Origin of the sequence: Helcococcus kunzii ATCC 51366, from assembly GCF_000245755.1 — a bacterium.
GTDB classification, from domain to species: Bacteria; Bacillota; Clostridia; order Tissierellales; family Peptoniphilaceae; genus Helcococcus; species Helcococcus kunzii.
This window is the reverse complement of sequence record NZ_JH601088.1, coordinates 1128182-1152636: the sequence shown is the minus strand read 5'-3', so window position 1 is coordinate 1152636 and position 24455 is coordinate 1128182. Positions and strand designations below refer to the sequence as shown.

Here is a 24455-nt window from a genome sequence, read left to right as displayed (position 1 = left end):
TATACCTAATTTAATTATTTATCAAAAAAGTTCCATTAAATCATTTTGATAGTCAAAATACTATAAAGTTTAATTAATATTTCTATAAAGCATCACAATTTAATATTAAAATTCATTTACTTTCTTCTTATTTCAGAACCAAAAGGTAAGAGAGCTAGTCTTGCAAATTTTACTTGTTGAATAGCAAAAGGTATCCCAATAATTGTAATGGCTAAAGCACAAGCGGAGATTAAGTGAACCAATGCAAGCTCAATTCCTCCAAAGAAAAACCAAATTATATTGATCAAGGTTGCTGTAAATTTTCCTTTATAATTGATTTTTCTTCCAAATGGGTGAAGGGATAGATTTGCCATTTTAAAGCATTGCATCCCAATAGGGATGCCAATAATGGTTAAGCACCACAATATCCCTACAAATGACCATGAGATAAAATTTATAAATCCTCCAAAAATTAACCAGATTAAATTACCTAAACATGTCATTATTTATTTTCCTCTTCTAAAAATTCTTTGATTTCATTTACGGCTTCATTGAAGCTTCTAACAAATTTTCCGTGTTTTAAAATAGCACCCAAAACATAATGATTCATGCCATATGTAGGCACATCATATTTATTTGCTGTCGCTAATCTTAAATCTGAATTGATACCGATAATAAGTTTAGTATTTGTGTAAAGAGCTATACCTAATTCAACCATTACACCCGCATCCTCATTTGTAAGGTCGCAAATAAAAATATCACATTCTTCAACTGCCTTTGTATCACCTTCATAAATGTCGATAGGAGTAGGAAGACTGGATTTGTTTTCATTGAATGGTTGATCAATTGGATTAAATATCTCAATTTCAGGGAAGTTTTCCCTTAAAATACGTCCTTCAAGTGTTCTTTGTGCAATTTCAGCTTCATTAAATAATGCTCCTGCTAAATATAGTTTCATATTTACCTCCAGTTTTTTATTATATTATAACAATTTAATCGATAAAATTAAATATATTGGGTAGATATAATATAGCTGAAAAAATATAGACTATTTTATAAAATATAGGAGGCGTTATGAAATACACATTTAAAGATAAAGAAATCACATTATTAGGTAATCAAGTATACGAGGGAGATATAGCACCAGATTTTACTGCAACCAAAAATGATATGACAGAATATAATTTAAGCGATGATTTAGGTAAGATTATTGTAATTTCTGTTGTACCTTCAATTGATACAAGTGTTTGTTCCATTCAAACAAAATTCTTCAATGAAGAAGCAACAAAGTTAAGTGATGATGTAAAAATAATTACAGTTTCAATGGATTTACCATTTGCTCAAAAGAGATTCTGTGCTGCAGAAGGGATTGAAAATATTGAAATAGTTTCAGACTATAAATATAGAGAATTTGGTGAAAAATATGGTTTCCTAATTGATGAATTAAAACTTTTATCAAGAGGAATAATTATCATTGATAAAGATGGTAAAATTGTTTACACTGAATATGTTGAAGAATCAACAAACGAAGTTGATTACGATACGGCGATCAATAAGATAAAAGAACTTATCTAATAATTTTGAGAAATATAATCTTCAAATGTTAATCTAAATTTTTCTCAGATTAAACATTTGAAGAGATTTTTTGCTTATTTTCTAAGAAAAGTTTAATATAGAAATAGTTATTTTTATATTAAATACGGGGGGAAATATGATATTTTCATTTGGAATTATTTTTTTATTAGGTTTAATCTTTTCAAAGATCTTTGAAAAGATTAAATTACCAAGATTACTAGGAATGTTAATTGTCGGTATAATAATCGGTCCTTATGTACTCAATTTGATTGATACATCAGTGTTAAACATTTCTACAGAATTACGTATCTTGGCTTTAGTCATAATTTTATTAAGAGCAGGGATTTCACTTGATTTAAATAAAATTTTTGAGAATGGTAGACCGGCATTATTACTTTCCTTTTTACCTGCAACATTTGAAATAGTTGCATACACATTTTTTGCAAAATGGATTTTTCAAATCGATTTTTTAAGTGCTGCGATTATGGGAACAATATTATCTGCAGTCTCTCCAGCAGTAGTTGTGCCAAGTATGTTAAAAGTTATCGATAGTGGTTATGGAAATAAAAAGGGCATAGGGCAGATGATACTTGCAGGGGCATCACTGGATGATGTTTTTGTACTTACTATATTCTCAATTTTACTTAATTTAAGTAAAGATGCACAGATCTCCGTAATGTCATTTGCTTCAATATTTATTTCTATTTTTTCCGCAATAGCTTTGGCATTTATTATTGGAAAACTGATAAGCAAAATATTAAAGTGGATTTCTAATAATCTATATTTTGATTTGTTAATGCTAATTTCAATAAGTTTAATATTTGTAGGATTAAAAAATCAAATTAATAATATCATTCCATTTTCAGAAATGTTATTTGTACTTTCTTTTGGATTGTTTTATTCATTAAATAGTGAAGAAGAAAATATCTTAGCTCAAAAAAATAGTCTGAATGGTTTATGGTATGGTTTTGAGATTATATTATTTGTAATGATTGGAGCTGCTATAGATATTAGATATACGCTTGATTCAGGAGTTTTAGGAATATTACTCATATTTTTAACATTAATGGTGCGAATAGTTGGTGTCTATATCTCACTTTTAGGCACGAAGTTAAATATAAAAGAAAAGATATTTATTATGATATCTTATATTCCAAAGGCAACCATTCAGGCAACGATAGGAGGCATACCACTTGCTATGGGTCTTGCTAATGGAAAACTAATATTGTCAATGGCTGTTTTAGGCATCATTGTCACAGCGCCGCTTGGAGCAATAGGCATTGAAAACACTTATAAAAAATTATTAGAAAAGTAAAACAGAAGGCTGCAAAAGGATTATAGTCCTTTTGCAGCCTAAATTTTTTATTTTTTTGAAATTAATTGAGTGAAGAATATTGAAATAATTGTTGGAATCACCCAATTTAATCCAACATTATAAAATGGAAAAGTACTAATAAAACCAGTAAAGAATGGGATTTCAAGTCCTAAATTTATTAACATAGTAAAGATTGCTATTGCAAATGAAACAATTGCAGCTACTACATATGTCGCCTTTGTAAATCCGATTTTATCATGTAGAAGTCCCATAATTATGATTACTAGTGAGAATGGATAAACAATTTGTAAGACTGGGACAGTTATGCTTAATATAGCATTTAATCCAAAGTTTGAAACGATAAATGCGAATAAAGTCACTATTAACGCCCATGTCTTTTCATTTATTTTATTTGTTAATGTTGCAAAGTATTCGGAAATACTTACTATTAAACCAATAGAAGTTGTCAAGCATGCTAAAGTGAAAATTAGAATAATAAGAGCAACCCCAAATTGTCCATATAAGCTCTCACTTATATATGAAAGGATTTGTGCACCATTCTCAAATTCAATACTTGAACCAGAGATCATCATTCCTATATAACTTAAAATTGCGTATATCAATAATAGGATGAATCCCGCCAATAATCCGCTCTTTATGGTATATCCTACAATTTCTTTCTCGTTTTTTATATTGAATTTTCTTAATGTTAATGAAATTACCAATCCAAAATTTAACGCAGCGATTGCATCTAATGTATTGTAACCTTCGACAAAACCAACGATTGCGGGAGATTTTGCGTAAACACCCTTTGGAAGACCAACATTATTTGGATTTTTAAATAATATTCCTACAAATAAAATCAGTATTAATGAAATCAATATAGGAGTAAGTATTTTCCCAGATCTCTTAACCAATTTATTAGGTGATAGGGAAACATAATAAGCAATGCTAAAGAAAATCAATGTATATATCAATCTTGAAATATTTGCATCAAAATCTTTAGGCAAATATTGAAATATTGCCATTTCAAATGGAACAACACCCGCTCTTGGTATCCCTAATCCAGGTCCAATTGATAGATAAATGACTATTGTAAAAACTAGCGCAAATGCAGGATGAACCTTTTTTGCTAAATTTTGCAATCCATTTGTTTTAGACACTGTAATCACACCTAAAACCGGAAAAATAATTGCAGTAAGTGTAAAAAATATAAAACTGACTATCGTCTTGTTTCCGGAATTAAATCCGAGCATTGGTGGAAAAATCAAATTCCCCGCTCCGAAAAATAATCCGAAAAGCATTATTGATAAACTTATAAATTCTGATCTTGTTAATTTCCTTTCCATAATTCCTCCATTTTTTATTTTATATAATTTCAAGTGATAAAATTTTGTAGTCTTACTATTTTGAAGATAGCAGTATCCCGGTATCACATTTATTGATCCTTACATTTTTTAGTAAAATGCAAAACAATCCTAATATTTTCAGCATAAAATCAATCTTTTGAAATTTATACTGTCACCCAATTTTTTTGATCAGCATATTTTCCATTTTCGAAAATTATACTGACTTTTTAGTTTGTTTCCTAAGTATAAATTTCAATTTGAGATTTTTATACTGCTTTTTTGGAATGCTTAAAGAACATTTTTCAGTATAATTTTAATATTCATGAGATAATACTGCTTTTTACGAAAATTCTTCAGTATAATTCTGACTTTTTAATTTTATACTGAGGAATTTTTTTTTTCATTCAGTATATTATTATTTTTTATGTTTTATACTGTTTTGTTGTGCAGATATTGCGATGCATCGATTAGCTGAGAGGTTAAGTTAGGTCATAAAAAAAAGTCCTTTATCCAACTGGATAAAGGACGATATAATCGCGGTACCACCTTAATTCTTTAAAAAAAGCTCTCAAGACATCTAACAATGTCCGGCCTTGTAACGCAAGCCACTGCGTATCTTCTTACTACATTCAGAAAATAACAATAAAGGATGATTTTCAATTATATTCAATGACTATCTCGCACCAACCGACAGCTCTCTGACATCTAGGATAATTTACTCTTTCCTTCTGTTCTGATTATTATTTAATAAAAATTATATCTATCATTATATAAGATTATAAAATAATGTCAAGTATTGTTTTCAAAAATATATAATATAAATGTCAATCGAAAAATGGAGACATAAACGGAGCAAAATCAGCTAACAAAAAAAGGCACCGTAGAAAAATTAGAATTTAAACGGAGCAAAATCAGCTAACGAAAAAAAGCACCGTAGAAAAATCAGAATTTAAACAGAGTAAAATTACCAAATGAAGAAAAGCACCGTTGCATTAAGAAAATTTAAACAGAGCAAATTCAGAAAATCAAAAAAATACTCTGTATAGATCTTAAATCTTATAAGTTTTATTTAACTTGTCTATTTGGTATAATTAAATAATGAATTGAAGTTATGACTAATGAGAGATTTTAATATATGATGTTCTTAGTAAATGGCTTTTTATGCCATGATTTTTAAATTTGAGGTATTTCAAGGAGCAAATTTTGAAGTCGTTAAAAAAATATAATTTAATATTAAATTTACAAATTGCAATTGCTTTTTTGTTTTCTATATTATTGGCTAATTTTTTAGATTTACAGAATTATGTTACTGCTGGTATTATTACAATACTGTCAATACAAGATACAAAAAAGAAGACTTTAGAGATTGCCTATAGAAGATTTTTGGGTTATGTTATTATGCTAGCTTTGGTATATCTTGTATTTAACATTATGGGATATAGTATATTGTCTTTTGGATTTTTTGTTTTAATCTTTGCATTGATAAATTCAAGATTGGATATTTCGATAGGATTAGCTCCAAATGTTGTAATGGCAAGTCATTTCTTTTTAAAAGGACATATGGAGTTGAGTTTTATTTTGAATGAAACTTTAGTGTATTTGATTGGATTATTAATGGCGATAATAGTAAACTTATTAATACCTATGACCAATAAAGATAATAATAGGGGAATGCTTGATGATAAGATAAAAAATCTATTGATGTATATTTCTAATATACTAAATGAAAAGCATTTAGAAGATGAGAATAAGAGTGAATATATTGAATACATCTCTAAAGAAATAAGTGACACAAATAGATTTTTCAGTATTTATGAGAATGAGATAATTAATAGATTGGAGAATGATTTATTTAATAATGATTTCTATGATTTAGAGTATTTAAATTTAAGAAGAAAGCAATATAATATTTTGATAAAGATATTTGAATTGTCTAAAAATATTGATCGAAATTTAGTTCATACTCAAAAAATTTCAGAGTTTATAGAAGAGATTTATTTAGGATATTATGAAAAAAATACTGCTATTAGTTTAATAGAGAAGGCGGATACATTATTGATATTCTTTAAGAATCTTAGTCTTCCTAAAACAAGAGAAGAGTTTGAAAATAGGGCAAATCTCTATATAATATTAGAAGATTTAATTCAGTTTTTAGAAGAAAAGTATAAATTTAGTAGAGGAAGTTATGAAATATAGGATAGATAATTTAGAAGAATTTAATAATTTTGCTAAGGTTTTTGCAAAAGCAATTAAACCTAGAGATGTCATTTCTCTAAAAGGAGATTTAGGTGCGGGCAAGACAACATTCGTACAATTTATTGGGAAACATTTAGGCATTGATGAATATATTACATCTCCAACTTTCTCTATAATCAATATTTACAATGGAGATATTACAATTTATCATTTAGATTTATATAGACTTGAAGAACCTAGTGAATTAGAGGCATTAGATTTTGAAAATTATTTTTATCCTGAAGATGAGATAACTTTTATCGAATGGGCTGAAAAAGCAGATTATTATTTACCAGATGATTTAATTGAGATTGAAATAAATATTTCTAAAAATGGTAGGATTTTAGAAATTGTAACAGATACAAAGCGATCATTAGAAATAGGAGAGTATTTAGATGAAAATTTTATCAATTGACACATCAACAATGATGTCTTCAATAACAATTATGGAAGATAATAGGATAATTGGAGATTATAATATTTCTCAGGAAGAGACCCATTCAGAGATGCTTATTCCATTGTTAAAGAGGGCAGTTGATGATCTCAAAATTATCTTAGATGAAATAGATTTATTTGCGGTTGCATCAGGACCAGGATCTTTTACTGGACTTAGGATAGGTATGGCTTCAATAAAGGCGATTGCTCAAGTTTTTGATAAACCAATAGTGGGCGTTTCAACTTTAGAAGCAATGGCTTTTTCAATACTAAATAATGATTCTATCATTTCTTTAATTGATGCTAGAGGAAAGAGATACTATACTGGCATGTATAAATGGCAAGATAATAAATTAGTAAAAGAATTTGAAGAAATACTTAAAGAGAGTGAATTATTTGAAATTATAAAACAACAAAACTCTGTCACTTTAGTGGGTGAAGCGATTGACGTTTTGTCAGATGAAATTAAAAATTATGAAAATGTAAGACTGTCACATCCGGGATTAAACAATGGGATTGGAAGAAATCTTTGTGTAATAGCAAAAGAAAGATTTGAAAATAACGACTTAGATAACTATTTTGATTTAACCCCAAGTTATTTAAGAAAATCTCAAGCTGAAATAAATTTAAATAAATAGTTGAGGGCAATTTGAAAAAATATTTTAGAGAAATTGATGAAAAAGACATTGAATGTCTTGTGGAGATAGAAAAAGCCTTTCCAAACCCATGGCCGTTGAAGGCTTTTTTCTTAGAGATGGAAGGGGAATTTAATAAGTCCATAGCTTTATGTATTGATGATAATTTGATCGGATATATCTTTTATAGCGAATATCTTGATGAAATAAACATCAATCATTTTGTAATTGACCCAAAATATAGAAGAATGGGATATGCAAGTGAAATATTGAACAAACTAATTAGCGGTATGACTAATAAGCAACTTCTATATCTAGAAGTGCATACAAAAAATGAAGCTGCAATTAATTTATATAAGAAACATGGACTTAGGATTATTAGAACAAGAAAAAATTACTATTCATTAGGAGAAGATGCATATATTATGCAATTAGATAGAAAGGAAGAATTATGATAATAATGGGAATTGAATCATCCTGTGATGAAACAAGTGTCTCAATTGTAGAAGATAGTAGAAAAATTCTTTCAAATATAATATTTAGTCAAATAGATATACATAAAATTTATGGTGGCGTGGTGCCAGAAATAGCTTCAAGAGAGCATATAAAAGCGATAAATTATGTGGCAAAACAAGCGCTTGAAGAAGCTGGCAAAACATTTAACGATATAGAATTGATAGCAGTTACAAAAGGACCAGGTCTTGTAGGAGCGCTTTTAGTAGGTATGTCATTTGCAAAAGGGGTGTCTGCAGCGTTAGACATTCCTATTATAGGAGTAAACCACATGGAAGGGCATATCTGTGCTAATTATTTGCAATATAAAGAGCTAGAGCCTCCTTTTATATCACTGGTTGTGTCTGGTGGACATAGTTATTTAGTTGATGTTAAATCTTATACAGATTATCACGTTATTGGAAGAACAAGAGATGATGCTGCTGGAGAAAGTTTTGATAAAGTATCCAGAGCATTAGGATTAGGATATCCTGGAGGACCAGCGATTCAAAAAGCGAGCGAAAAAGGAAATTCAGAAGCGATTGATTTTCCAAGAGTAATGCTTGAAAAAGACTCTTATGACTTTAGTTTTAGTGGATTGAAAACTGCTGTATTAAATTATTTAAATAAAGAAAAAATGGCAGGAAGAGAAATAAATCCATTTGATGTCGCTGCAAGTTTTCAAGCATCAGTTAATGATGTACTAGTAAGTAAATCTGTTAGACTAGCCAAGGAGAAACAAAGAGATAAATTTGTTTTATCCGGTGGGGTTGCGGCAAACAGAGATTTGAGAAATAGATTAACAGAAGAATTAAATGAATTAGGTATAAAAGTATATTATCCAGAAATGTCACTATGTACAGATAATGCTGCAATGATAGCATCTGCTGGATACTATAATTATGTGAAATATGGTGCAGATACTCTAAAAGTAAATGTTATCCCTAATTTAGGACTTGAGAAGGAGTAATATGACTGAACTTACAAGAAATTTAAATAAAGAACAAATAGAAGCTGTCCTACATACTAAAGGACCTCTTTTAATACTAGCGGGAGCAGGATCAGGAAAAACAACTGTTTTAACGAGAAAAATTGCCTATCTGATTGAAGAAAAAAATGTGAGTGAATTTAATATTTTAGCATTTACATTTACAAATAAAGCTGCAAATGAGATGAAAGATAGAATTGGAAAAACATTAAATAAAAATATTTCTCATATGTGGATTGGTACATTTCATAGTATTTGTTCAAGGATTTTAAGACGAAATATAGATAAGATTGGATATAAGAGTAATTTTAGTATTTATGATACATCTGAAACAAAAACTTTAATAAAAGATATTATGAAAGAATTGAGAATCGATGAAAAATACAACCCAATTGGAGCAATTATTTCAAGTATATCCGACTATAAAAATAAGTTTGTAACACCTGATGAAGTTATTGATTCTGCAATGTATGAAAGACAGAGAAATATTGGTGAAATCTATAAACTATATGAAAAAAGAAAAAAATTCAATAATGCATTAGATTTTGATGATTTAATCTTAAAAACCGTAGAGCTTTTAACCAAAAATAAAGAGGTAAGAGAATATTATGCGGAAAAATTCAAATATATATTTGTGGACGAATATCAAGATACCAATAAATCTCAATATGAATTAATAAAAAAATTTACAGCAATCTATGATAATATCTGTGTTGTTGGGGATGGCGATCAATCCATTTATTCATGGAGAGGGGCCGATATTACAAATATTTTAAATTTTGAAAAAGATTTTAAGAATGCAAAAGTGATATTGTTAGAGCAAAACTATCGTTCAACAACTAATATACTAGATGCTGCAAATGACTTAATAAAAAATAATGTTGAAAGAAAAGAAAAAAATCTTTGGTCAGATAAGAAAGATGGCTACAATATAGTATATAGAAATTCTTCATCAGAGTATGATGAAGCTGATGATATTGTAAATAAGATACATCAGATGTACAATGCAGGATATTATTATGACGAAATGGCCATTTTATATAGGACAAATGCACAATCCAGAGTTTTAGAAGAGAAATTAATGTCAAATCACATCCCACATAAAGTGATCGGTGGACTTAAGTTTTATGATAGACGAGAAGTAAAAGATTTACTATCTTATTTAGCGTTTATCGCAAATCCAGATGATGATATTTCATTAAAAAGAATAATCAATATGCCTAAAAGGGGAATTGGTGACACAACCATTTCAAAATTAGAATCCTTTGCAAGAGACAATGATATGAGCATTTACGATGCTGTCTACGATGAAGGAATTAGTGATGTATTATCTGGTGCTACATTAAAGAAGGTTCAATCATTCTTTGATGAAATGACAAGTTTTATTAATTTTGTTGACGACTATTTGATTACAGATTTAGTAGAGGAAGTTTATGAAAAATCTGGATATAAAAAAATGCTTGATTCTTCCAATAAAATTGAGGATAGAACAAGAATTGAAAATATTTCCTCATTAACAAGTGCGGTTGCTGAATTTGAAAAGAAAAATGAAGGTGCAACCTTGTACGATTATCTTCAAAATGTAAACTTACTTTCAGATATAGATAAGACTGATGATGAGAATGGTGTAAGTTTAATGACTATACATTCTGCCAAAGGACTTGAATATGATATAATATTTTTAACAGGAATGGAAGACGGGCTTTTCCCAAGTTTAAGAACCATGGAAGAGGGTGGACTTGAAGAAGAGCGACGCCTTGCTTATGTTGCGATTACGAGAGCTAGAGAAAGATTATTTATTTCTTCTGCCGCTTCAAGAATGGTGTTTGGTAGATCTCAGTATGCAAAACCTTCAAGATTCATAGATGAAATAAAATCACATATTGACCAAGAAAAGACTTATGTAGAAAAACAAAACGAAAATTCCTTCGAAAGCTTTATGAATGATTTTGATTCATTTGAAGCTAAACGTGAAAGAATCAAAAAAGAAGTTAGAGCCAAAAAGAAACAATTTGAGGATTCGTTAAACCTTAACTTCAATATTGGTGATAAAGTAGCTCATAAAAAATTCGGTACAGGAATGGTTATTTCCATTACAAAAAAAGCGGATGGAGATGAGCTATTGGTAAGTTTTGATAATAACGGACTAAAAAGATTAAATGCCAAATTAGCAAAACTAAAAAAATTATAAACTAAACAATTGATTAAAAAGAGCTATTGTAAAGCTAATTATTGTGGTATTTTACAATAGTTCTTTTTAATTATATATATATTTTATAAATATCTTTTACTATCAACAAAACCGCTATATATGTTATAATTTATATATTAGCGAATGAAATTAAGTGGAGTTAATATGGATAATATTGATATCAAAGAAAGAATGCGAGAATTAATCGAGAAAATTAAAGAATATAATTATCATTATTATACTTTAGATAATTCTTTAGTGGATGATAAAGAGTATGATTTAATCTATGATGAGTTAAAGTCTTTAGAAATTGAATCAGGTATAGTTTTAGATGATTCTCCAACACAGATAGTAGGGGATCAAATCTTAGATAAATTTGAGAAGCATACCCATCTGGGGAGATTATATTCTCTTGATAAAGCTCAATCCTTTGAGCAGATTGAAGATTGGATTAATAGAGCTGAAAGATTAAGAATTCAATACAATGAAAATGCGACCGATAAACTTCCATCTTTAGAGTATATTGTAGAATTAAAGTTTGATGGTTTAACAATAAATTTGACATATAGAGATGGTAGTCTTATAAATGCTGCAACAAGAGGAAATGGTATAATCGGTGAAGAGATCCTTCCTCAAGTAAAAACAATAAAGTCCATTCCAGAAAAAATTAAATTTAATGGGATTATTGAAATAGCAGGTGAAGGCATTATGCCAATTTCTGAGCTTGAAAAATACAATCAGAAAAATGAGATTAAGTTAAAAAATGCAAGAAATGCTGCAGCCGGAGCATTGAGAAATCTTAATGTTGCAGAAACAAGAAAGCGAAATTTAGATTGCTATTTGTATAATATAACTTTTTCTGACCCAGATCCTGTGAGCAGTCAAGAAGAAGTATTTGAGTTTTTAAAAGATAATGGATTTAAGGTATATCCATTCATAAAAAAAGCAAAATCATTTGAGGAAATAGTTCAGATAATCAACGAAATCGGTGAAATGAGAAAGAAAATAGATGTATTGACTGATGGAGTTGTTATAAAGATTAACGATTTTAGAACGAGAGAAGTTTTAGGTTACACTAACAAGTTTCCACGATGGGCCATTGCTTATAAATTTGAAGCAGAGCAATATACAACAGTAGTTAGAGAAGTTATTTGGAATGTTGGACGTACAGGTAAAGTAACTCCTGTAGCACTTTTAGATCCTGTGGATATTGATGGAGTTACTGTATCAAGAGCAACTTTAAATAACTATGATGACATACAAAGAAAGAAAGTTAGTATTGGCTCTGAAGTTATGATAAGAAGATCAAACGATGTTATACCTGAGATTTTAACAGCGATTGATGTTGAAAACGAGACTGATACAATTGAGATTAAGAAACCTATACATTGTCCTTATTGTAATTCCGAATTATTCTATGACAATGTTCATATATATTGTCAAAATTCATTAAATTGTAAACCACAATTAAATGCTAGAATTACACATTTTGCTTCAAGAGATGCAATGAATATAGAAGGTCTATCAGAAAAAACTATTGAAAAAATGATAGAGATATTAAATATTTCTGAAGTTGATGAGCTATATGATTTAACAAAAGAAGATTTATTTAAGCTTGAAGGATTTAAGGATAAGAGAGCAGAAAATATTCTTAATTCAATTGAAAATTCAAAACAAGCTAATTTAGATGCATTTATATATGCTCTAGGTATACCAAATGTCGGGATCAAAACCGCTTCTGATTTAGTGGAAGAATTTGGTACATTAGATAAAATAAGAAATGCAACTTTTGAAGAACTGGTTCAAGTAAGGGATCTAGGAGATATTACATCTAAAGCTATCATTGATTTCTTTCATGATGAAAGGATAAATGAAGCGCTTGAAACACTTTTATCAAAAGGTATTGTTTTTAATGAAACAAAAGTTGAAAAATCAGATGAATTAAAAGATTTAACTATTGTAGTCACTGGTACAATAGAGGGATATAATCGAAAAGAGATAGAAGAAAAACTTACTCTTATGGGTGCAAAAGTGACATCTTCTGTATCAAAAAACACCGATATATTATTAGCGGGTGAAAAAGCTGGATCAAAACTTGAAAAAGCACAGAAAAATAATGTTAAAATATATCAAGGGAAAGAATTAGATGAGTTTTTGAAAGGAATAGAATAAATGGATGTAGAAAGATATTTTAAAAAAGCATATTTATCTTTACCTGAAGATGAGTATGATAGAAAAATACAGATAGATAAAATAAATAAAATTGTAGAGAAAGTTGATAGTATTATGCAAAAAGATACTAATGATTATAAAGAATTTGAAATTACATCAGACTTAAAATCCCCACTTAGAGAGGATGAAGTTAAAGATTCTACTGATAGAGAATTAATTTTTGCAAATACTAACCATAGAGAATATGGATACTTTAAGTTAGATAATATAATGGAAGATTAGGTGAGTTATGGATATAAAGAGTTTACATGAAAAATATAGTAATGGTGAAATGTCTGTTTATTCATATATTGAGTCATTATTTAATAAAATCGAAAAAGATAATTACAATACATTTATTACATTAAATAAAGAAAATGCATTAGAAAAGGCAAAAGAATTAGATGAAAAACTAAAAAGTTCAAAAGAAATTTCTGGACTTTTTGGAGTACCTGTTGCTGTTAAAGATAACATTCTTACTAAAGATTTAAGAACTACAGCAGCATCTAAGTCTTTAGAAAACTTCATTCCAATGTATGATGCTAAAATTATTGAAAGATTAAAAAATACTGATGCAATTATTGTTGGAAAAACTAATATGGACGAGTTTGCGATGGGCGGTTCATCTGAAACTTCTTATTTTGGTCCAACAATAAATCCTTTTGATAATGCATTAACTCCAGGAGGATCATCATCTGGTTCAGCGGCTTCAATTGCTGCAGAAGAAGCTGTATTGGCTTTCGGTTCTGATACAGGTGGATCTGTAAGAAATCCTGCAGACTTTTGTAATGTTGTTGGATTTGCTCCTACTTATGGTGCATTACCAAGAATGGGTTCAATTTCTATGTCAAATAGCTTTGATAGAATAGGTATAAATGCAAATAATGTTAATGATGTTAGAGAATTATTTAATGCGACACGAGGAAAATGTGATACAGATTTTACATCAATAGACTTAGAAGATTTTGATGAAGATATTGATTTAAGTAAACTAAATGTTGCTGTTATAAATCTTAAAGATGAATATAAAGTTTCTCCACAAATTAAAGAATTATTTGAGGAAAGCATTCAAAAAATAAAAGAATTAAATGTAAATATTGAATATATCGATATTGACCATTTAGATGTAATTGGTGAAGTTTATACTGTTATCATGTGTGTAGAGGTAGAATCAAACATTGCTAAGATTGACGGTTTAAGATATGGACAATCAGTTGTTGAATATGATTCTACAGATGATTTTTATATTAAAAATAGGACACAATTCTTTGGGGAAGAAGTTAAAAGAAGAATTGTTTTAGGTAATTTCTTTGCCTCAAAAGATAATGAACAAAAATACTACAAGCAAGCTATGAAATTAAGATGGGCATATAAAAATCAAATTGATGAATTATTTAAAAAATATGACATCATATTAAGTCCGACAACAATAGCACTTCCAAGGAAAGCTGGAGAATCAAAAAATGACGCATCTTCATCTTTTGATGTTGGTATTTTCAACTATTTAACTAATTTAACTAATGTACCTTCTATTTCCATTCCAATGGAAAAAGGGAAATTGGGATCTTTACAAATAATGGGTAATAGAGAAGAAGATATGAAATTGTTGAAAATTGCTGAAGAAATTGAGGGAGTGATAAGATGAAAACTATAATAGGATTAGAAATTCACGCAGAATTAAATACTAAAACAAAAATGTTTTGTTCTTGTAAAAACGAATTTGGACAAGCACCAAATACTTTAGTATGTCCTACATGTTTAGGTGTAGTTGGTACATTCCCAAAAATCAATAAAAAGGCAATTGAATTAGCAATTAGAGCTGGGATTGCTTTTGATTGTGATATTAGAACAAACATGAAATTTGATAGAAAGAAATACTTTTATCCTGACCTAACAAAGGGATATCAAATTACACAACAAGATGAACCTTTTGCGGAACATGGATTTTTAGATATAAATGTTAATGATGAAGTTAAAAGAATTAGACTACAAAGAATTCATGTTGAAGAAGATACAGGTAAATCCACTCATACAGAAGATGGTAAAACTCTATTAGACTATAATAGAGCGGGTGTGCCATTGATAGAAATTGTTACTGAACCGGATTTATCAAGTGCAGAAGAAGCGAGAATATTTTTAGAAGATTTAAGACAAAGACTTAGATTTATCGAATCCTCAGATGGTAAAATGGAAGAAGGTTCTCTAAGATGTGACGTTAATGTCAATGTGAAAGATGATAATGGAAATAGGCATGCGATAGTTGAAGTTAAAAACTTGAACTCATTTAGAGCGGTAGAAAGAGCCATTCTTCACGAAGAAGAAAGACAAAAAAAAGAACTTGAACAAGGTATCACAGCTTCAAAAGAAACTAGACGATGGGATGAATCTCAAAATAAAACTATAGTTATGAGAACCAAAGATGAGGAAAATGACTATAGATTTACTGTAGAATCAGATATGCCAAGAGTTATTTTGTCTGATGAATTTATTCAATCAATTAGAGATAATTTACCAGAGCTTCCAAATGATAAAAAGGAAAGATATAAAGAAGAATACAGTTTATCTGATTATGATGCTGATGTTTTATCAAGAGATAAAGATATTTCAAATTATTTTGAAAATATTGTTGCTCAATTTAATGATCCAAGTTTAGTTTCAAGCTGGATTTTAACTGAAACAATGAGAAGATTGAAAGAACATGAAATTGAAATTACCGAAATTAAACTTTCAGATGAAAATTTTGTTAAACTGTTAAATCTTATCAAAGAAGAAAGAGTTTCAAATAACTCTGCTAAAAAGATATTTAGACAAATATTTGAATCGAATGAAGAACCTGAAAAAGTTATGAAAGAAAAAGGATTAGAACAAAACAATGATCCAGATTTCTTAATTAAATTAGTTAAGGAAGTTATTGAAAGTAATCCACAATCCGTAGAAGATTTTAAGGCGGGTAAAGATAGGGCAGTTGGATACTTGATGGGTCAAGTTATGAAAAAATCACAAGGAAAAGCAAATCCACAAGAAGCAAATAAACTTGTAAAAGAGGAGTTAGCAAAATTATGAAATTAATTTTATCCAGTTCAAATCCAGACAAAATTGAAGAAATACAAAGAATCTTAGGTGATGAGTATGAAGTTGTACTTAAATCAGATATTGGTCTAGAGGATTTCGATGTTGAAGAAACGGGTGAAACACTTAGAGAAAATGCTTATCTAAAAGCAAAGGCTTTATATGATAAAGTAAAAGAAAATATCATTGCAGATGATTCAGGATTATTTGTTGAGGCGCTAGACTTTAGACCTGGTGTATATAGTGCGAGATATGCTGGAGAATATGCCACTTATGATGATAACAATACAAAATTGCTTGAAGAACTTAAAGACGTTACAAATCTTAACGATAGAAGAGCATATTTTATGACTACAATATGTTTCATCTCAAAAAGTGGTGAAGTTTACTATGCTGAAGGTAAATTAGATGGATATATCACAACTGAAAGAAGAGGAACAAATGGATTTGGATATAATCCTTTATTTTTAGTAAAAAACACAAACAAAACTCTGGCTGAAATGGATGATTTAGAAAGACTTTCAATTAATCATAGAAGTAAAGCGATAGAAAACTTAAAACAAATACTTGAGGAAATAAAGTAGGTGTAGTATGAAAATACTTGTTTTATCAGATACACATGGAAACAATAACCCTTTTATACGTCAATTAAAAAATCATGAAGATGCAGAATTGATTATACATCTAGGTGATATGGTTGAAGATGCAAAAGAAATACAAAAGTATGCTCCATGTATGGTAAAAGTAGTAAGAGGAAATAATGACTATTATTCGGATAATACTCAATGGCATGAGTTAATTAGAGTAAAAGGTCATAAAATTTTATTGACACATGGACATTTAGAAGGTGTAAGCTATGGAATAGATAAACTCGTTCAAAAAGCTAAACAATCTGATGTCGAAATGGTCATGTATGGACATACACATAGATATGATTATCGTGAAGTTGATGGCATAACCGTCTTAAATCCTGGTTCAGCAGGATATGATAGGGGTGGCGAGTATGAATCTTTTGTAATTTTGAATGTCACTGAAGAAAAAATTGACGTTGAAAGAGTAAAATTATAAAAACTATAAAGTAAAAAATCGGATGATTTCATCCGATTTTTTGAATTTAAAATAGTAAGTTTACTAATTTTTCACCTAGTACTAATAAAGCATAGGTAGCAACTATTGTAATAATGAAAGCCAAAATAAATATAAGAACATTATTTGAATTGGAATATTTAGTTCCTAATTTATTTTGTAATAGTTTGTATATCTTATAACCAATAAAAATTAGTGAAAATATTGAGACTATAGTTATTATATAAATTTTATAATCCATTTTATTTTCTGAAATAATTGTAAAAAGTATATAAGCTACTGTAATAAAGACAGTTGTAAAAGAATAATAATTATAGAATTTCATAAGATTACTGTTTGAATCATTTTTCTTTCCATTATATTCTTTATAAAAAGTAAACAATCCTAGTATTATATTAACAATATTTAAGCTAAGTAATATTTTAAATATTGTAGAATTATGAGAAATATCGTCAGATAAAAAGAATAAAGATACTACTATTAAATCGCATAAAAGAAAAGTGAATAGTGCGTTTTTATTAGACATATTTTTTGCGTTTGATTTGTTTATTTCTTTCATAATGTTTCCTTTTAATCTTGTATTTTAATTATTTGTTACTTTATTATTTTAATTTATTTTTTAAATAAAGTCAATAAAAAACATTTTATAAAAATATTTATTCGAATGAATTCTCTTTTCATGTTCTGTGCTAATCTAATTTTTACTTTTATCAAAGCTGTTATTTCTGTTATAATTAAAATAAAGGAGATTGAAATGGTTAACAAAATTGAACAATATATATTAAAAAATAATAAATTAGAAGTTTCTGTATTAAATTTAGGAGCGGTATTACATAAAGTTATTTATAAGGGTAAAAACAGGGTTTTAACTTACGATGATCTTGAAACATATAGGACTAATCCTATCTATTTAGGAGCTATTGTGGGGCAAGTCGCAGGAAGAATTTCAAATGCAAAATTTAACCTAAATGGGGAAGAAATTCATATAGACAATAACAACGGAGATTACTGTTTGCATGGTGGATATGAAAATTTAACAACAAGATTTTGGGATATTTCAGAGTATAAAAAGGATGCAATGAATCCATATATAATTTTGACAACAATATTAAAAGATGGTCAATCAGGTTTTCCTGGTAATGTAAAAGTAAATATTAAATACATTTTAATAGAATCCACATTAAGAATAGAAATATTTGCACATACAGATAAGGATACTATTGTAAGCATCACAAACCATTCCTACTTTAATTTAAATGCAGATAAATCTGAATCAATCAAAAACCATAAGTTAATGATTAATGCAGATGAGATTATTCAATCTGACGAACATTGTATTGCTACAGGATTAATGGATGTTAAAGGAACTGATTTTGATTTAATAGAAGGAAAAGATTTAAGTGTTTTAGATAATCTTAAATCAGAACAAGCCATTCAATTTGACGGTTATGATCATACATTTATCTTAAATGGAGACATGCCAAATGCTAAATTAGAAAATGATGAAATTAGTATGGAAGTAACAAGCTCATATCCAGCAATGGTAGTATACTCAGGAAACGCCATCCCAGAAAATGAATTATCCTTTGAAGGCGTAAAATCATTTAAGCATCATGGTATTTGTTTTGAAGCACAATATGAACCAGATTTTATTAATCAAGACTTCTTACCAGATTACACATTAAAAGCTGGGGAAGATATGAGAGAATTTATAGAGTATAAGTTTTTATAGGGGATAGATAGGGGAACAGCATATCATTGACGTTTTTAAATGGTACTATTTATTTTTTACTAATATTTGAGGCATTTTAGCACCATATCTTGCTTATTAAAATTTACTGGATTATCTGATATAGTAAATGAATCTTCATAAATGGTACTAAATTTAATGATTCTAAAAAATAGTTCCAAAAAAATCTATTCCAAATGGTACTAAATTATATATTTTTAAAAATAGTTCCAAAAAAATTTGTCTAAAATGGTACTAAAATTGGCGATTTTAAATTTAGTACCAAAATCTACAATAGAAATATGGTACTAAAAAACAAAATTTTAAATTTAGTACCAAAAACCTGAGATAATTTTGGAACTAAAAATCAAAATCTGAGATTAAGTACCAAAAAACTCAATAATTTTTGGAACTAAATAATGTAATTTAATATTTAGTTCCAATTTTGATTTTTCTTTTAAAATTATATTTTTAATAACATTCAATACAAAGATAATAGATTGCCCAACAATATCTTATAGTAATTTCAACAGCCATTGATTAGCTAAATTATCAAAATAAGAGACTATCGTAATAGTTTTACAATAGTCTCTTATTTTATTGTCCATCAATATTGGGGGGGGGTAATTTCTATCAGATATTGATGAAGCTTATTATATTTACTTTTTCAACTCTGTATTTAATCTATCAGAGTTTTTAGTGTATTTATATAATTTTTCAGAAATTTCATCTGAAGGTAATTGATCAACTCTCCATAGCCAATTTGTGCCAAGTGTGCCAGGTAAGTTCATTCTTGCTGAATTATCTAAACCTAGGATATCTTGTAATTGGATTATACATGTGTCAGCAACAGAAGTCATTGCAAGTCTAATGATTCCCCAGTCGTATCCTTCTTCTTTAGTAAGGTTTCCGTATTCGATTGCTCTTGTAAGTGTACCTTCATCGATGTTTTTTAGCCAACCATTTAATGTTTCATTGTCGTGAGTGCCGGCATATACTACAAATTCATTTGTGTAATTGTGTGGCATATGTTCACTATTCATTTCTGGATTGAATGCAAATTGGATGATTTTCATTCCAGGGAATGCAGTTTGTTGTCTAAATTCGTAAACTTCCTTAGTCATATATCCTAGATCTTCTGCAATGATTGGTAAGTCGCCAAGTTCTTCTTTGATTACTTTGAATAAGTCATAACCTGGTCCTTGAACCCATTTCCCATTGGCTGCTGTTTCGGATTTTGCAACTATTTCCCAATATGATTCAAAACCTCTAAAGTGGTCGATTCTTACGCTATCAAATAGTTTAAATGAAGATTTGATTCTTTCCACCCACCATTTGTAGTTTTGTTTTTTATTTGCTTCCCAGTCATAAACAGGATTTCCCCGCAATTGTCCAGAATCTGAGAATGCATCTGGAGGACAACCACCTACAAAAGCAGGTGTTAGGTCATCTCGAAGTTTGAATAGTTCCGGATTTCCCCAAACATCTGAACTGTCTTCAGCAACATATATTGGTATATCTCCGATTATTTTTATTCCTCTTTCATGACAATATTTTTTAAGAGCTTCCCATTGTCTGAAGAAGATGTATTGCATGAATTTTTGGAAATTAATATCTTCAATATGGCTTTCTGTAAAAGATTTTAGTGCATCTTTATCTTTAGATTTATATTTTTCATCCCATTGTGTCCATGATTTTCCACCATGTTCATTTTTTAATGTCATAAATAGGGAATATTCATCTAACCAAAAAGATTCTTGATTGCAAAAATCTTTAAAGTCTTCAGAATTAATATTAAATCTTTCAAATGCTTTTCTTAAAACGATAAATCTTTCATTGTAGATTCTACCATAATCAATGCTTGTTGGATTAACATTATCATTTAAATGTTGAATTTCTTCTGAATATAGTAGATGATCATTTACAAGATAATCTAAATCTATGAAATATGGATTACCAGCAAAAGTACTAAATGATTGATATGGACTATCTCCATAGCTTGTTGGACCTACTGGTAAAACTTGCCAATATGTTTGGCCAGCTTTCTTTAGAAAATCCGCAAATTTTCTAGCATTTTCACCAAGTGTACCTATACCATAAGGTCCAGGTAATGATGAAATGTGCATTAGTATCCCAGATGAACGATTTTCGTTTATTTTCTGGAAATTGTATTTATTTTCTTCTGTCATACATTAACTCCTAAAAATAATATTTGTGTCTATTATTGAATGTTTCTTGTTGTTATTCTCACCTAATAATAGTTCAACTGCTTCTTTTCCTAATTTTTTTGCGTCAATATCAACGCTTGAAATAGGAATAGGTGAGAACTCTGATAAAAGTGTATTATTGAAACTTATTATCTTTATTTTTTTACCTTTTTCATTATAACGTTTTGCTATACCATATGCAATTAAATCATCAGTACAAGCAACAGAATCAAAGTTGTTTTCAATTAAAGTATCTGCAATTTTATATCCGGAATCTATTGTAAATCCTTCATAATAAATATATGAATCGTCATAATAGATATCCGCTTTATCTAAAGCTTCTCTAAATCCTTGCTCTCTATCTAAAGTAACGACTAATTTACTATTTCCTCCGACAAAGGCAATTTTTTTGCCGCCTTGAGAGATTAAGTATTCTGTCGCTTCTTTCATTGCAAGAGTGTTATCGTTATTTACATATAAAACATCTTCGTTTGGTCTACCAATTACAACAGTTGGTATACCAGTGCTTACAAGATATTTTATAGTTTCATCGTTTCTTTGCACAGAAAGTTTGATTACTCCATCAATTTTATTTGATTGAATCAAGGATTTTACTTTTGAATGTTCATCTGAATAATTTGCTTCTGAAAACACTAAAAGTATATCTTTTTTATATTCATTTAATTTTGTTGAAATAGCTTCTAAAGAATCAATGAAAAATGAGTTACCCAAACTCAGAGTAGGGCTTCTATCAATGATGACAGCAATTGTATCGGTGTTTTTTGTCGCCAAAGCCCTAGCTGTATAGTTTGGCTCATAACCTGTTTGATCAATTGCTTTTTGAACCTTTTGTCTAGTGCTTTCATTAACATTTACTTTATTTGATACAACTCTCGAAACTGTTGAGATACTTACACCTGCAAGGTATGCAACATCCCGAATTGTAACCTTTCTTTTCATATCTAACCTAATTTATTCTTTCTTCTGTTTCTCCATCAAAGAAATGTAGAGCATCAGATTCTAATGTAAAGTTATGTATTTCATCAATGCCATAAACAAAATGTCCTGGTTGTGAAATGACAACTTCACTTTCGTCATCTAATTTTACATATAATAGTTTTTCTTTACCCAACATTTCAATTACATCTATTCTACCTTTTATTGAGTTTTCGGATTCTTGTGCTAAAAATCTTTCCGCTCTAATACCTAAGAAAATATTTTTGCCTTCATATGCTTTAAGTTTTTTACTATCTTCTTCTGACGGTGTAATTTTTATTAAATTATTATCTGAGATAAATTGACCATTTTCAAATTTTCCCTTGAAGATATTCATAGTAGGGGAACCAATAAATCTAGCAACAAATAGATTAGCAGGAGAATTATAAAATTCTTCTGGAGCTCCATCTTGTTGGATTTTACCGTCATTCATCAAAATGATTTTATCTGCCATTGTCATAGCTTCTGTTTGGTCATGAGTTACATAGATTGAAGTTGTACCTAATTGTTTATGAAGTCTAACAAGTTCAACTCTCATATGTTCACGAAGCTTAGCATCTAAGTTTGAAAGTGGTTCGTCCATTAAGAATACTGCAGGTTTTCTAACCATTGCACGCCCTAAAGCTACCCTTTGTCTTTGTCCACCAGAAATATCAGAAGGTTTTGAATATAAATAATCGTTTAATTGCAAAATATCTGCAGCTTCCAATACTCTTTTATGAATAACTTCTTTTCTTTCATTCTTCATTTGTAGAGAAAATGCCATATTATCATATACTGTTAAATGTGGATAAAGTGCATATGATTGAAATACCATCGCAATATCTCTATCTTTTGGTTGTACCTTATTCATTAATTTATCACCAAAGATTAACTCACCTTCAGTAATTGAGTTTAGTCCAGCAATCATTCTTAACAGTGTGGATTTACCACAACCAGAAGGACCAAGGATTGCACAAAATTGTTTGTCTTTTATTTCTAAGTTAATATGTCTAATGGTAAAATTTTCTCTTCCTTCATATTTTTTACCAATATTATTTAATTTTACTCTCATTTTTCCTCCTAACCTTTAACTGATCCTGAACTTAAACCTGAAACAAGTTGTTTTTGTAATGCTATAAATAGGATTACAATTGGTACGGCAGTTAATAGTCCACCTGCAGCAAAGGCAGGTTCGTTCATTGTTCTCATATCGCTAATTAAAGTATATAACCCTGTTGCTAAAGTGTATTGTTGTGAATTTGTTAATAAAATTGCTGGAAGCATATAATCCATAAATGGTCCAATAAATGACCATAATGCAATAATTGCAAGCATTGGTCTAGCAATTGGCATAATGATTAATCTATACACTTCAAAGTTTGAGCAACCATCAATTCTTGCAGCATCATCTAATTCCATTGATATAGAATCGATATAGCCTTTTAGTATGAATGTGTTACCAGCAATACCACCACCAGCATAGATTAATATAAGCATCATTGATCTGCTAAATACAGGTATAACACTTGATACAATAGAATGTATTGCATAATATGCTGTGATACCAGCAAATGCAGGTATTATTTGAATCAACATTATGCCCATTAAACTCATTCTTTTACCCTTAAATCTATATCTAGAATAAGCATAACCTGTAAATGAAACTATTATCAGGGTAATTAATGCAGTAGCAACAGCAATAACAATTGTATTTTTTACCCAAAGTAGGAAATGAGTTTTTTCAAATAAATACTTAAAGTTTTTTAATGAGAAAGCAAAATTGCTATTCATTTGAATGTATTGACCTTGATTTCCATTAAAACTAGAAATAACCATCATTGCAAGAGGAACTATAATAATAACTGCCCAAGCAATAAGAATTACATAGGATATAGCTAACATTATCTTTCCTACAGTATTTAATGGCTGTTGATCGGATAAGTATAGTCCTTTATTTTCATTCTTTTTTCTCTTAAACATA

23 protein-coding genes and 1 other annotated feature are annotated in these 24455 nt (G+C 29.0%); of the genes, 15 read left to right on the top strand and 8 right to left on the bottom strand.

Features of this window, described 5'->3' with window-relative positions:
• Nucleotides 1–116 precede the first annotated feature (116 nt).
• On the bottom strand, nt 117–482 hold the full coding sequence (locus tag HMPREF9709_RS05220; RefSeq protein WP_005398505.1) for a YccF domain-containing protein: 366 nt from the start codon (nt 480–482) through the stop codon (nt 117–119).
• Nucleotides 482–937, bottom strand: a complete 456-nt coding sequence (locus HMPREF9709_RS05215) for a nucleoside 2-deoxyribosyltransferase (protein ID WP_005398504.1) — start codon at nt 935–937, stop codon at nt 482–484. Before HMPREF9709_RS05215 ends, HMPREF9709_RS05220 begins: the two co-directional genes overlap by 1 nt.
• Before the next feature lie 116 nt (nt 938–1053).
• On the opposite strand from HMPREF9709_RS05215, the gene tpx reads away from it, so the two are divergent.
• Both tpx and HMPREF9709_RS05205 read left to right on the top strand, forming a co-directional pair.
• Complete coding sequence (gene tpx / locus HMPREF9709_RS05210; protein ID WP_005398503.1) at nt 1054–1554, top strand: thiol peroxidase; 501 nt, start codon at nt 1054–1056, stop codon at nt 1552–1554.
• Nucleotides 1555–1690: 136 nt separating this feature from the next.
• Nucleotides 1691–2869 (top strand): cation:proton antiporter, encoded by a 1179-nt coding sequence (locus HMPREF9709_RS05205; RefSeq protein WP_005398502.1) that lies wholly within the window; start codon nt 1691–1693, stop codon nt 2867–2869.
• 47 nt (nt 2870–2916) lie between these two features.
• Here HMPREF9709_RS05205 and brnQ read toward each other — a convergent pair whose 3' ends face one another.
• Nucleotides 2917–4218, bottom strand: a complete 1302-nt coding sequence (gene brnQ, locus HMPREF9709_RS05200; RefSeq protein ID WP_005398501.1) for a branched-chain amino acid transport system II carrier protein — start codon at nt 4216–4218, stop codon at nt 2917–2919.
• Nucleotides 4219–4736: 518 nt separating this feature from the next.
• Nucleotides 4737–4960 (bottom strand) — a binding site (T-box leader).
• A gap of 461 nt (nt 4961–5421) precedes the next feature.
• On the opposite strand from brnQ, the gene HMPREF9709_RS05195 reads away from it, so the two are divergent.
• The 12 genes from HMPREF9709_RS05195 (at nt 5422) to HMPREF9709_RS05140 (ending at nt 17542) form a co-directional block, all read left to right on the top strand.
• Nucleotides 5422–6414 (top strand): aromatic acid exporter family protein, encoded by a 993-nt coding sequence (locus HMPREF9709_RS05195; protein ID WP_005398500.1) that lies wholly within the window; start codon nt 5422–5424, stop codon nt 6412–6414.
• Entirely contained in the window at nt 6404–6868 is a 465-nt protein-coding gene (gene tsaE / locus HMPREF9709_RS05190) for a tRNA (adenosine(37)-N6)-threonylcarbamoyltransferase complex ATPase subunit type 1 TsaE (RefSeq protein ID WP_005398498.1), read from the top strand. Before HMPREF9709_RS05195 ends, tsaE begins: the two co-directional genes overlap by 11 nt.
• Entirely contained in the window at nt 6849–7526 is a 678-nt protein-coding gene (gene tsaB, locus HMPREF9709_RS05185) for a tRNA (adenosine(37)-N6)-threonylcarbamoyltransferase complex dimerization subunit type 1 TsaB (protein WP_005398495.1), read from the top strand. Before tsaE ends, tsaB begins: the two co-directional genes overlap by 20 nt.
• Before the next feature lie 11 nt (nt 7527–7537).
• Nucleotides 7538–7978, top strand: a complete 441-nt coding sequence (gene rimI, locus HMPREF9709_RS05180) for a ribosomal protein S18-alanine N-acetyltransferase (protein WP_005398493.1) — start codon at nt 7538–7540, stop codon at nt 7976–7978.
• Entirely contained in the window at nt 7975–8985 is a 1011-nt protein-coding gene (gene tsaD, locus HMPREF9709_RS05175; protein ID WP_005398492.1) for a tRNA (adenosine(37)-N6)-threonylcarbamoyltransferase complex transferase subunit TsaD, read from the top strand. The genes rimI and tsaD overlap by 4 nt, the downstream gene beginning before the upstream one ends.
• A 1-nt stretch (nt 8986) precedes the next feature.
• Nucleotides 8987–11194: an ATP-dependent helicase gene (locus HMPREF9709_RS05170; RefSeq protein ID WP_005398490.1), complete on the top strand. Its 2208-nt coding sequence runs from the start codon at nt 8987–8989 to the stop codon at nt 11192–11194.
• A gap of 165 nt (nt 11195–11359) precedes the next feature.
• Nucleotides 11360–13366, top strand: a complete 2007-nt coding sequence (gene ligA, locus HMPREF9709_RS05165) for an NAD-dependent DNA ligase LigA (protein WP_005398489.1) — start codon at nt 11360–11362, stop codon at nt 13364–13366.
• Entirely contained in the window at nt 13367–13648 is a 282-nt protein-coding gene (locus HMPREF9709_RS05160) for an Asp-tRNA(Asn)/Glu-tRNA(Gln) amidotransferase subunit GatC (RefSeq protein WP_005398487.1), read from the top strand.
• Nucleotides 13649–13655: 7 nt separating this feature from the next.
• The gene (locus HMPREF9709_RS05155) at nt 13656–15050 is read left to right on the top strand and encodes an amidase family protein (RefSeq protein WP_005398486.1); all 1395 of its coding nucleotides are present in this window, start codon (nt 13656–13658) and stop codon (nt 15048–15050) included.
• Entirely contained in the window at nt 15047–16468 is a 1422-nt protein-coding gene (gene gatB / locus HMPREF9709_RS05150; RefSeq protein WP_005398484.1) for an Asp-tRNA(Asn)/Glu-tRNA(Gln) amidotransferase subunit GatB, read from the top strand. Before HMPREF9709_RS05155 ends, gatB begins: the two co-directional genes overlap by 4 nt.
• The gene (rdgB, locus tag HMPREF9709_RS05145; protein ID WP_005398483.1) at nt 16465–17058 is read left to right on the top strand and encodes an RdgB/HAM1 family non-canonical purine NTP pyrophosphatase; all 594 of its coding nucleotides are present in this window, start codon (nt 16465–16467) and stop codon (nt 17056–17058) included. The genes gatB and rdgB overlap by 4 nt, the downstream gene beginning before the upstream one ends.
• A gap of 7 nt (nt 17059–17065) precedes the next feature.
• A complete protein-coding gene (locus HMPREF9709_RS05140) occupies nt 17066–17542 on the top strand; it encodes a metallophosphoesterase family protein (protein ID WP_005398481.1) in 477 nt (158 codons plus the stop codon).
• Between the two features lie 46 nt (nt 17543–17588).
• Here the strand turns inward: HMPREF9709_RS05140 and HMPREF9709_RS05135 are convergent, their stop codons facing one another.
• Complete coding sequence (locus tag HMPREF9709_RS05135; protein ID WP_005398480.1) at nt 17589–18119, bottom strand: hypothetical protein; 531 nt, start codon at nt 18117–18119, stop codon at nt 17589–17591.
• A gap of 195 nt (nt 18120–18314) precedes the next feature.
• Between HMPREF9709_RS05135 and HMPREF9709_RS05130 the strand changes: the two genes are divergently transcribed.
• Complete coding sequence (locus HMPREF9709_RS05130) at nt 18315–19292, top strand: aldose epimerase family protein (protein WP_005398479.1); 978 nt, start codon at nt 18315–18317, stop codon at nt 19290–19292.
• Between the two features lie 656 nt (nt 19293–19948).
• Here the strand turns inward: HMPREF9709_RS05130 and malQ are convergent.
• From malQ to HMPREF9709_RS05110, 4 genes are read right to left on the bottom strand one after another with little or no spacing between them, the layout of a single operon-like run.
• A complete protein-coding gene (gene malQ, locus HMPREF9709_RS05125) occupies nt 19949–21478 on the bottom strand; it encodes a 4-alpha-glucanotransferase (RefSeq protein WP_005398478.1) in 1530 nt (509 codons plus the stop codon).
• 3 nt (nt 21479–21481) lie between these two features.
• A complete protein-coding gene (locus HMPREF9709_RS05120) occupies nt 21482–22456 on the bottom strand; it encodes a LacI family DNA-binding transcriptional regulator (protein WP_005398477.1) in 975 nt (324 codons plus the stop codon).
• A 7-nt stretch (nt 22457–22463) separates the two neighbouring features.
• Nucleotides 22464–23546: an ABC transporter ATP-binding protein gene (locus tag HMPREF9709_RS05115; RefSeq protein WP_005398476.1), complete on the bottom strand. Its 1083-nt coding sequence runs from the start codon at nt 23544–23546 to the stop codon at nt 22464–22466.
• Between the two features lie 8 nt (nt 23547–23554).
• The gene (locus HMPREF9709_RS05110) at nt 23555–24454 is read right to left on the bottom strand and encodes a sugar ABC transporter permease (RefSeq protein ID WP_005398474.1); all 900 of its coding nucleotides are present in this window, start codon (nt 24452–24454) and stop codon (nt 23555–23557) included.
• Between the last annotated feature and the right edge of the window lies 1 nt (nt 24455).

Coding starts and splice junctions, on each gene's coding strand:
- malQ (WP_005398478.1), bottom strand. CDS start 21,478: ATGACAGAAGAAAATAAATACAATTTCCAGAAAATAAACGAAAATCGT.
- ligA (WP_005398489.1), top strand. CDS start 11,360: ATGGATAATATTGATATCAAAGAAAGAATGCGAGAATTAATCGAGAAA.
- HMPREF9709_RS05170 (WP_005398490.1), top strand. CDS start 8,987: ATGACTGAACTTACAAGAAATTTAAATAAAGAACAAATAGAAGCTGTC.
- HMPREF9709_RS05130 (WP_005398479.1), top strand. CDS start 18,315: ATGGTTAACAAAATTGAACAATATATATTAAAAAATAATAAATTAGAA.
- tsaB (WP_005398495.1), top strand. CDS start 6,849: ATGAAAATTTTATCAATTGACACATCAACAATGATGTCTTCAATAACA.
- rdgB (WP_005398483.1), top strand. CDS start 16,465: ATGAAATTAATTTTATCCAGTTCAAATCCAGACAAAATTGAAGAAATA.
- brnQ (WP_005398501.1), bottom strand. CDS start 4,218: ATGGAAAGGAAATTAACAAGATCAGAATTTATAAGTTTATCAATAATG.
- HMPREF9709_RS05155 (WP_005398486.1), top strand. CDS start 13,656: ATGGATATAAAGAGTTTACATGAAAAATATAGTAATGGTGAAATGTCT.
- HMPREF9709_RS05140 (WP_005398481.1), top strand. CDS start 17,066: ATGAAAATACTTGTTTTATCAGATACACATGGAAACAATAACCCTTTT.
- HMPREF9709_RS05220 (WP_005398505.1), bottom strand. CDS start 482: ATGACATGTTTAGGTAATTTAATCTGGTTAATTTTTGGAGGATTTATA.
- HMPREF9709_RS05135 (WP_005398480.1), bottom strand. CDS start 18,119: ATGAAAGAAATAAACAAATCAAACGCAAAAAATATGTCTAATAAAAAC.
- tsaE (WP_005398498.1), top strand. CDS start 6,404: ATGAAATATAGGATAGATAATTTAGAAGAATTTAATAATTTTGCTAAG.
- HMPREF9709_RS05115 (WP_005398476.1), bottom strand. CDS start 23,546: ATGAGAGTAAAATTAAATAATATTGGTAAAAAATATGAAGGAAGAGAA.
- HMPREF9709_RS05110 (WP_005398474.1), bottom strand. CDS start 24,454: ATGTTTAAGAGAAAAAAGAATGAAAATAAAGGACTATACTTATCCGAT.
- tsaD (WP_005398492.1), top strand. CDS start 7,975: ATGATAATAATGGGAATTGAATCATCCTGTGATGAAACAAGTGTCTCA.
- HMPREF9709_RS05160 (WP_005398487.1), top strand. CDS start 13,367: ATGGATGTAGAAAGATATTTTAAAAAAGCATATTTATCTTTACCTGAA.
- HMPREF9709_RS05205 (WP_005398502.1), top strand. CDS start 1,691: ATGATATTTTCATTTGGAATTATTTTTTTATTAGGTTTAATCTTTTCA.
- HMPREF9709_RS05215 (WP_005398504.1), bottom strand. CDS start 937: ATGAAACTATATTTAGCAGGAGCATTATTTAATGAAGCTGAAATTGCA.
- gatB (WP_005398484.1), top strand. CDS start 15,047: ATGAAAACTATAATAGGATTAGAAATTCACGCAGAATTAAATACTAAA.
- HMPREF9709_RS05120 (WP_005398477.1), bottom strand. CDS start 22,456: ATGAAAAGAAAGGTTACAATTCGGGATGTTGCATACCTTGCAGGTGTA.
- tpx (WP_005398503.1), top strand. CDS start 1,054: ATGAAATACACATTTAAAGATAAAGAAATCACATTATTAGGTAATCAA.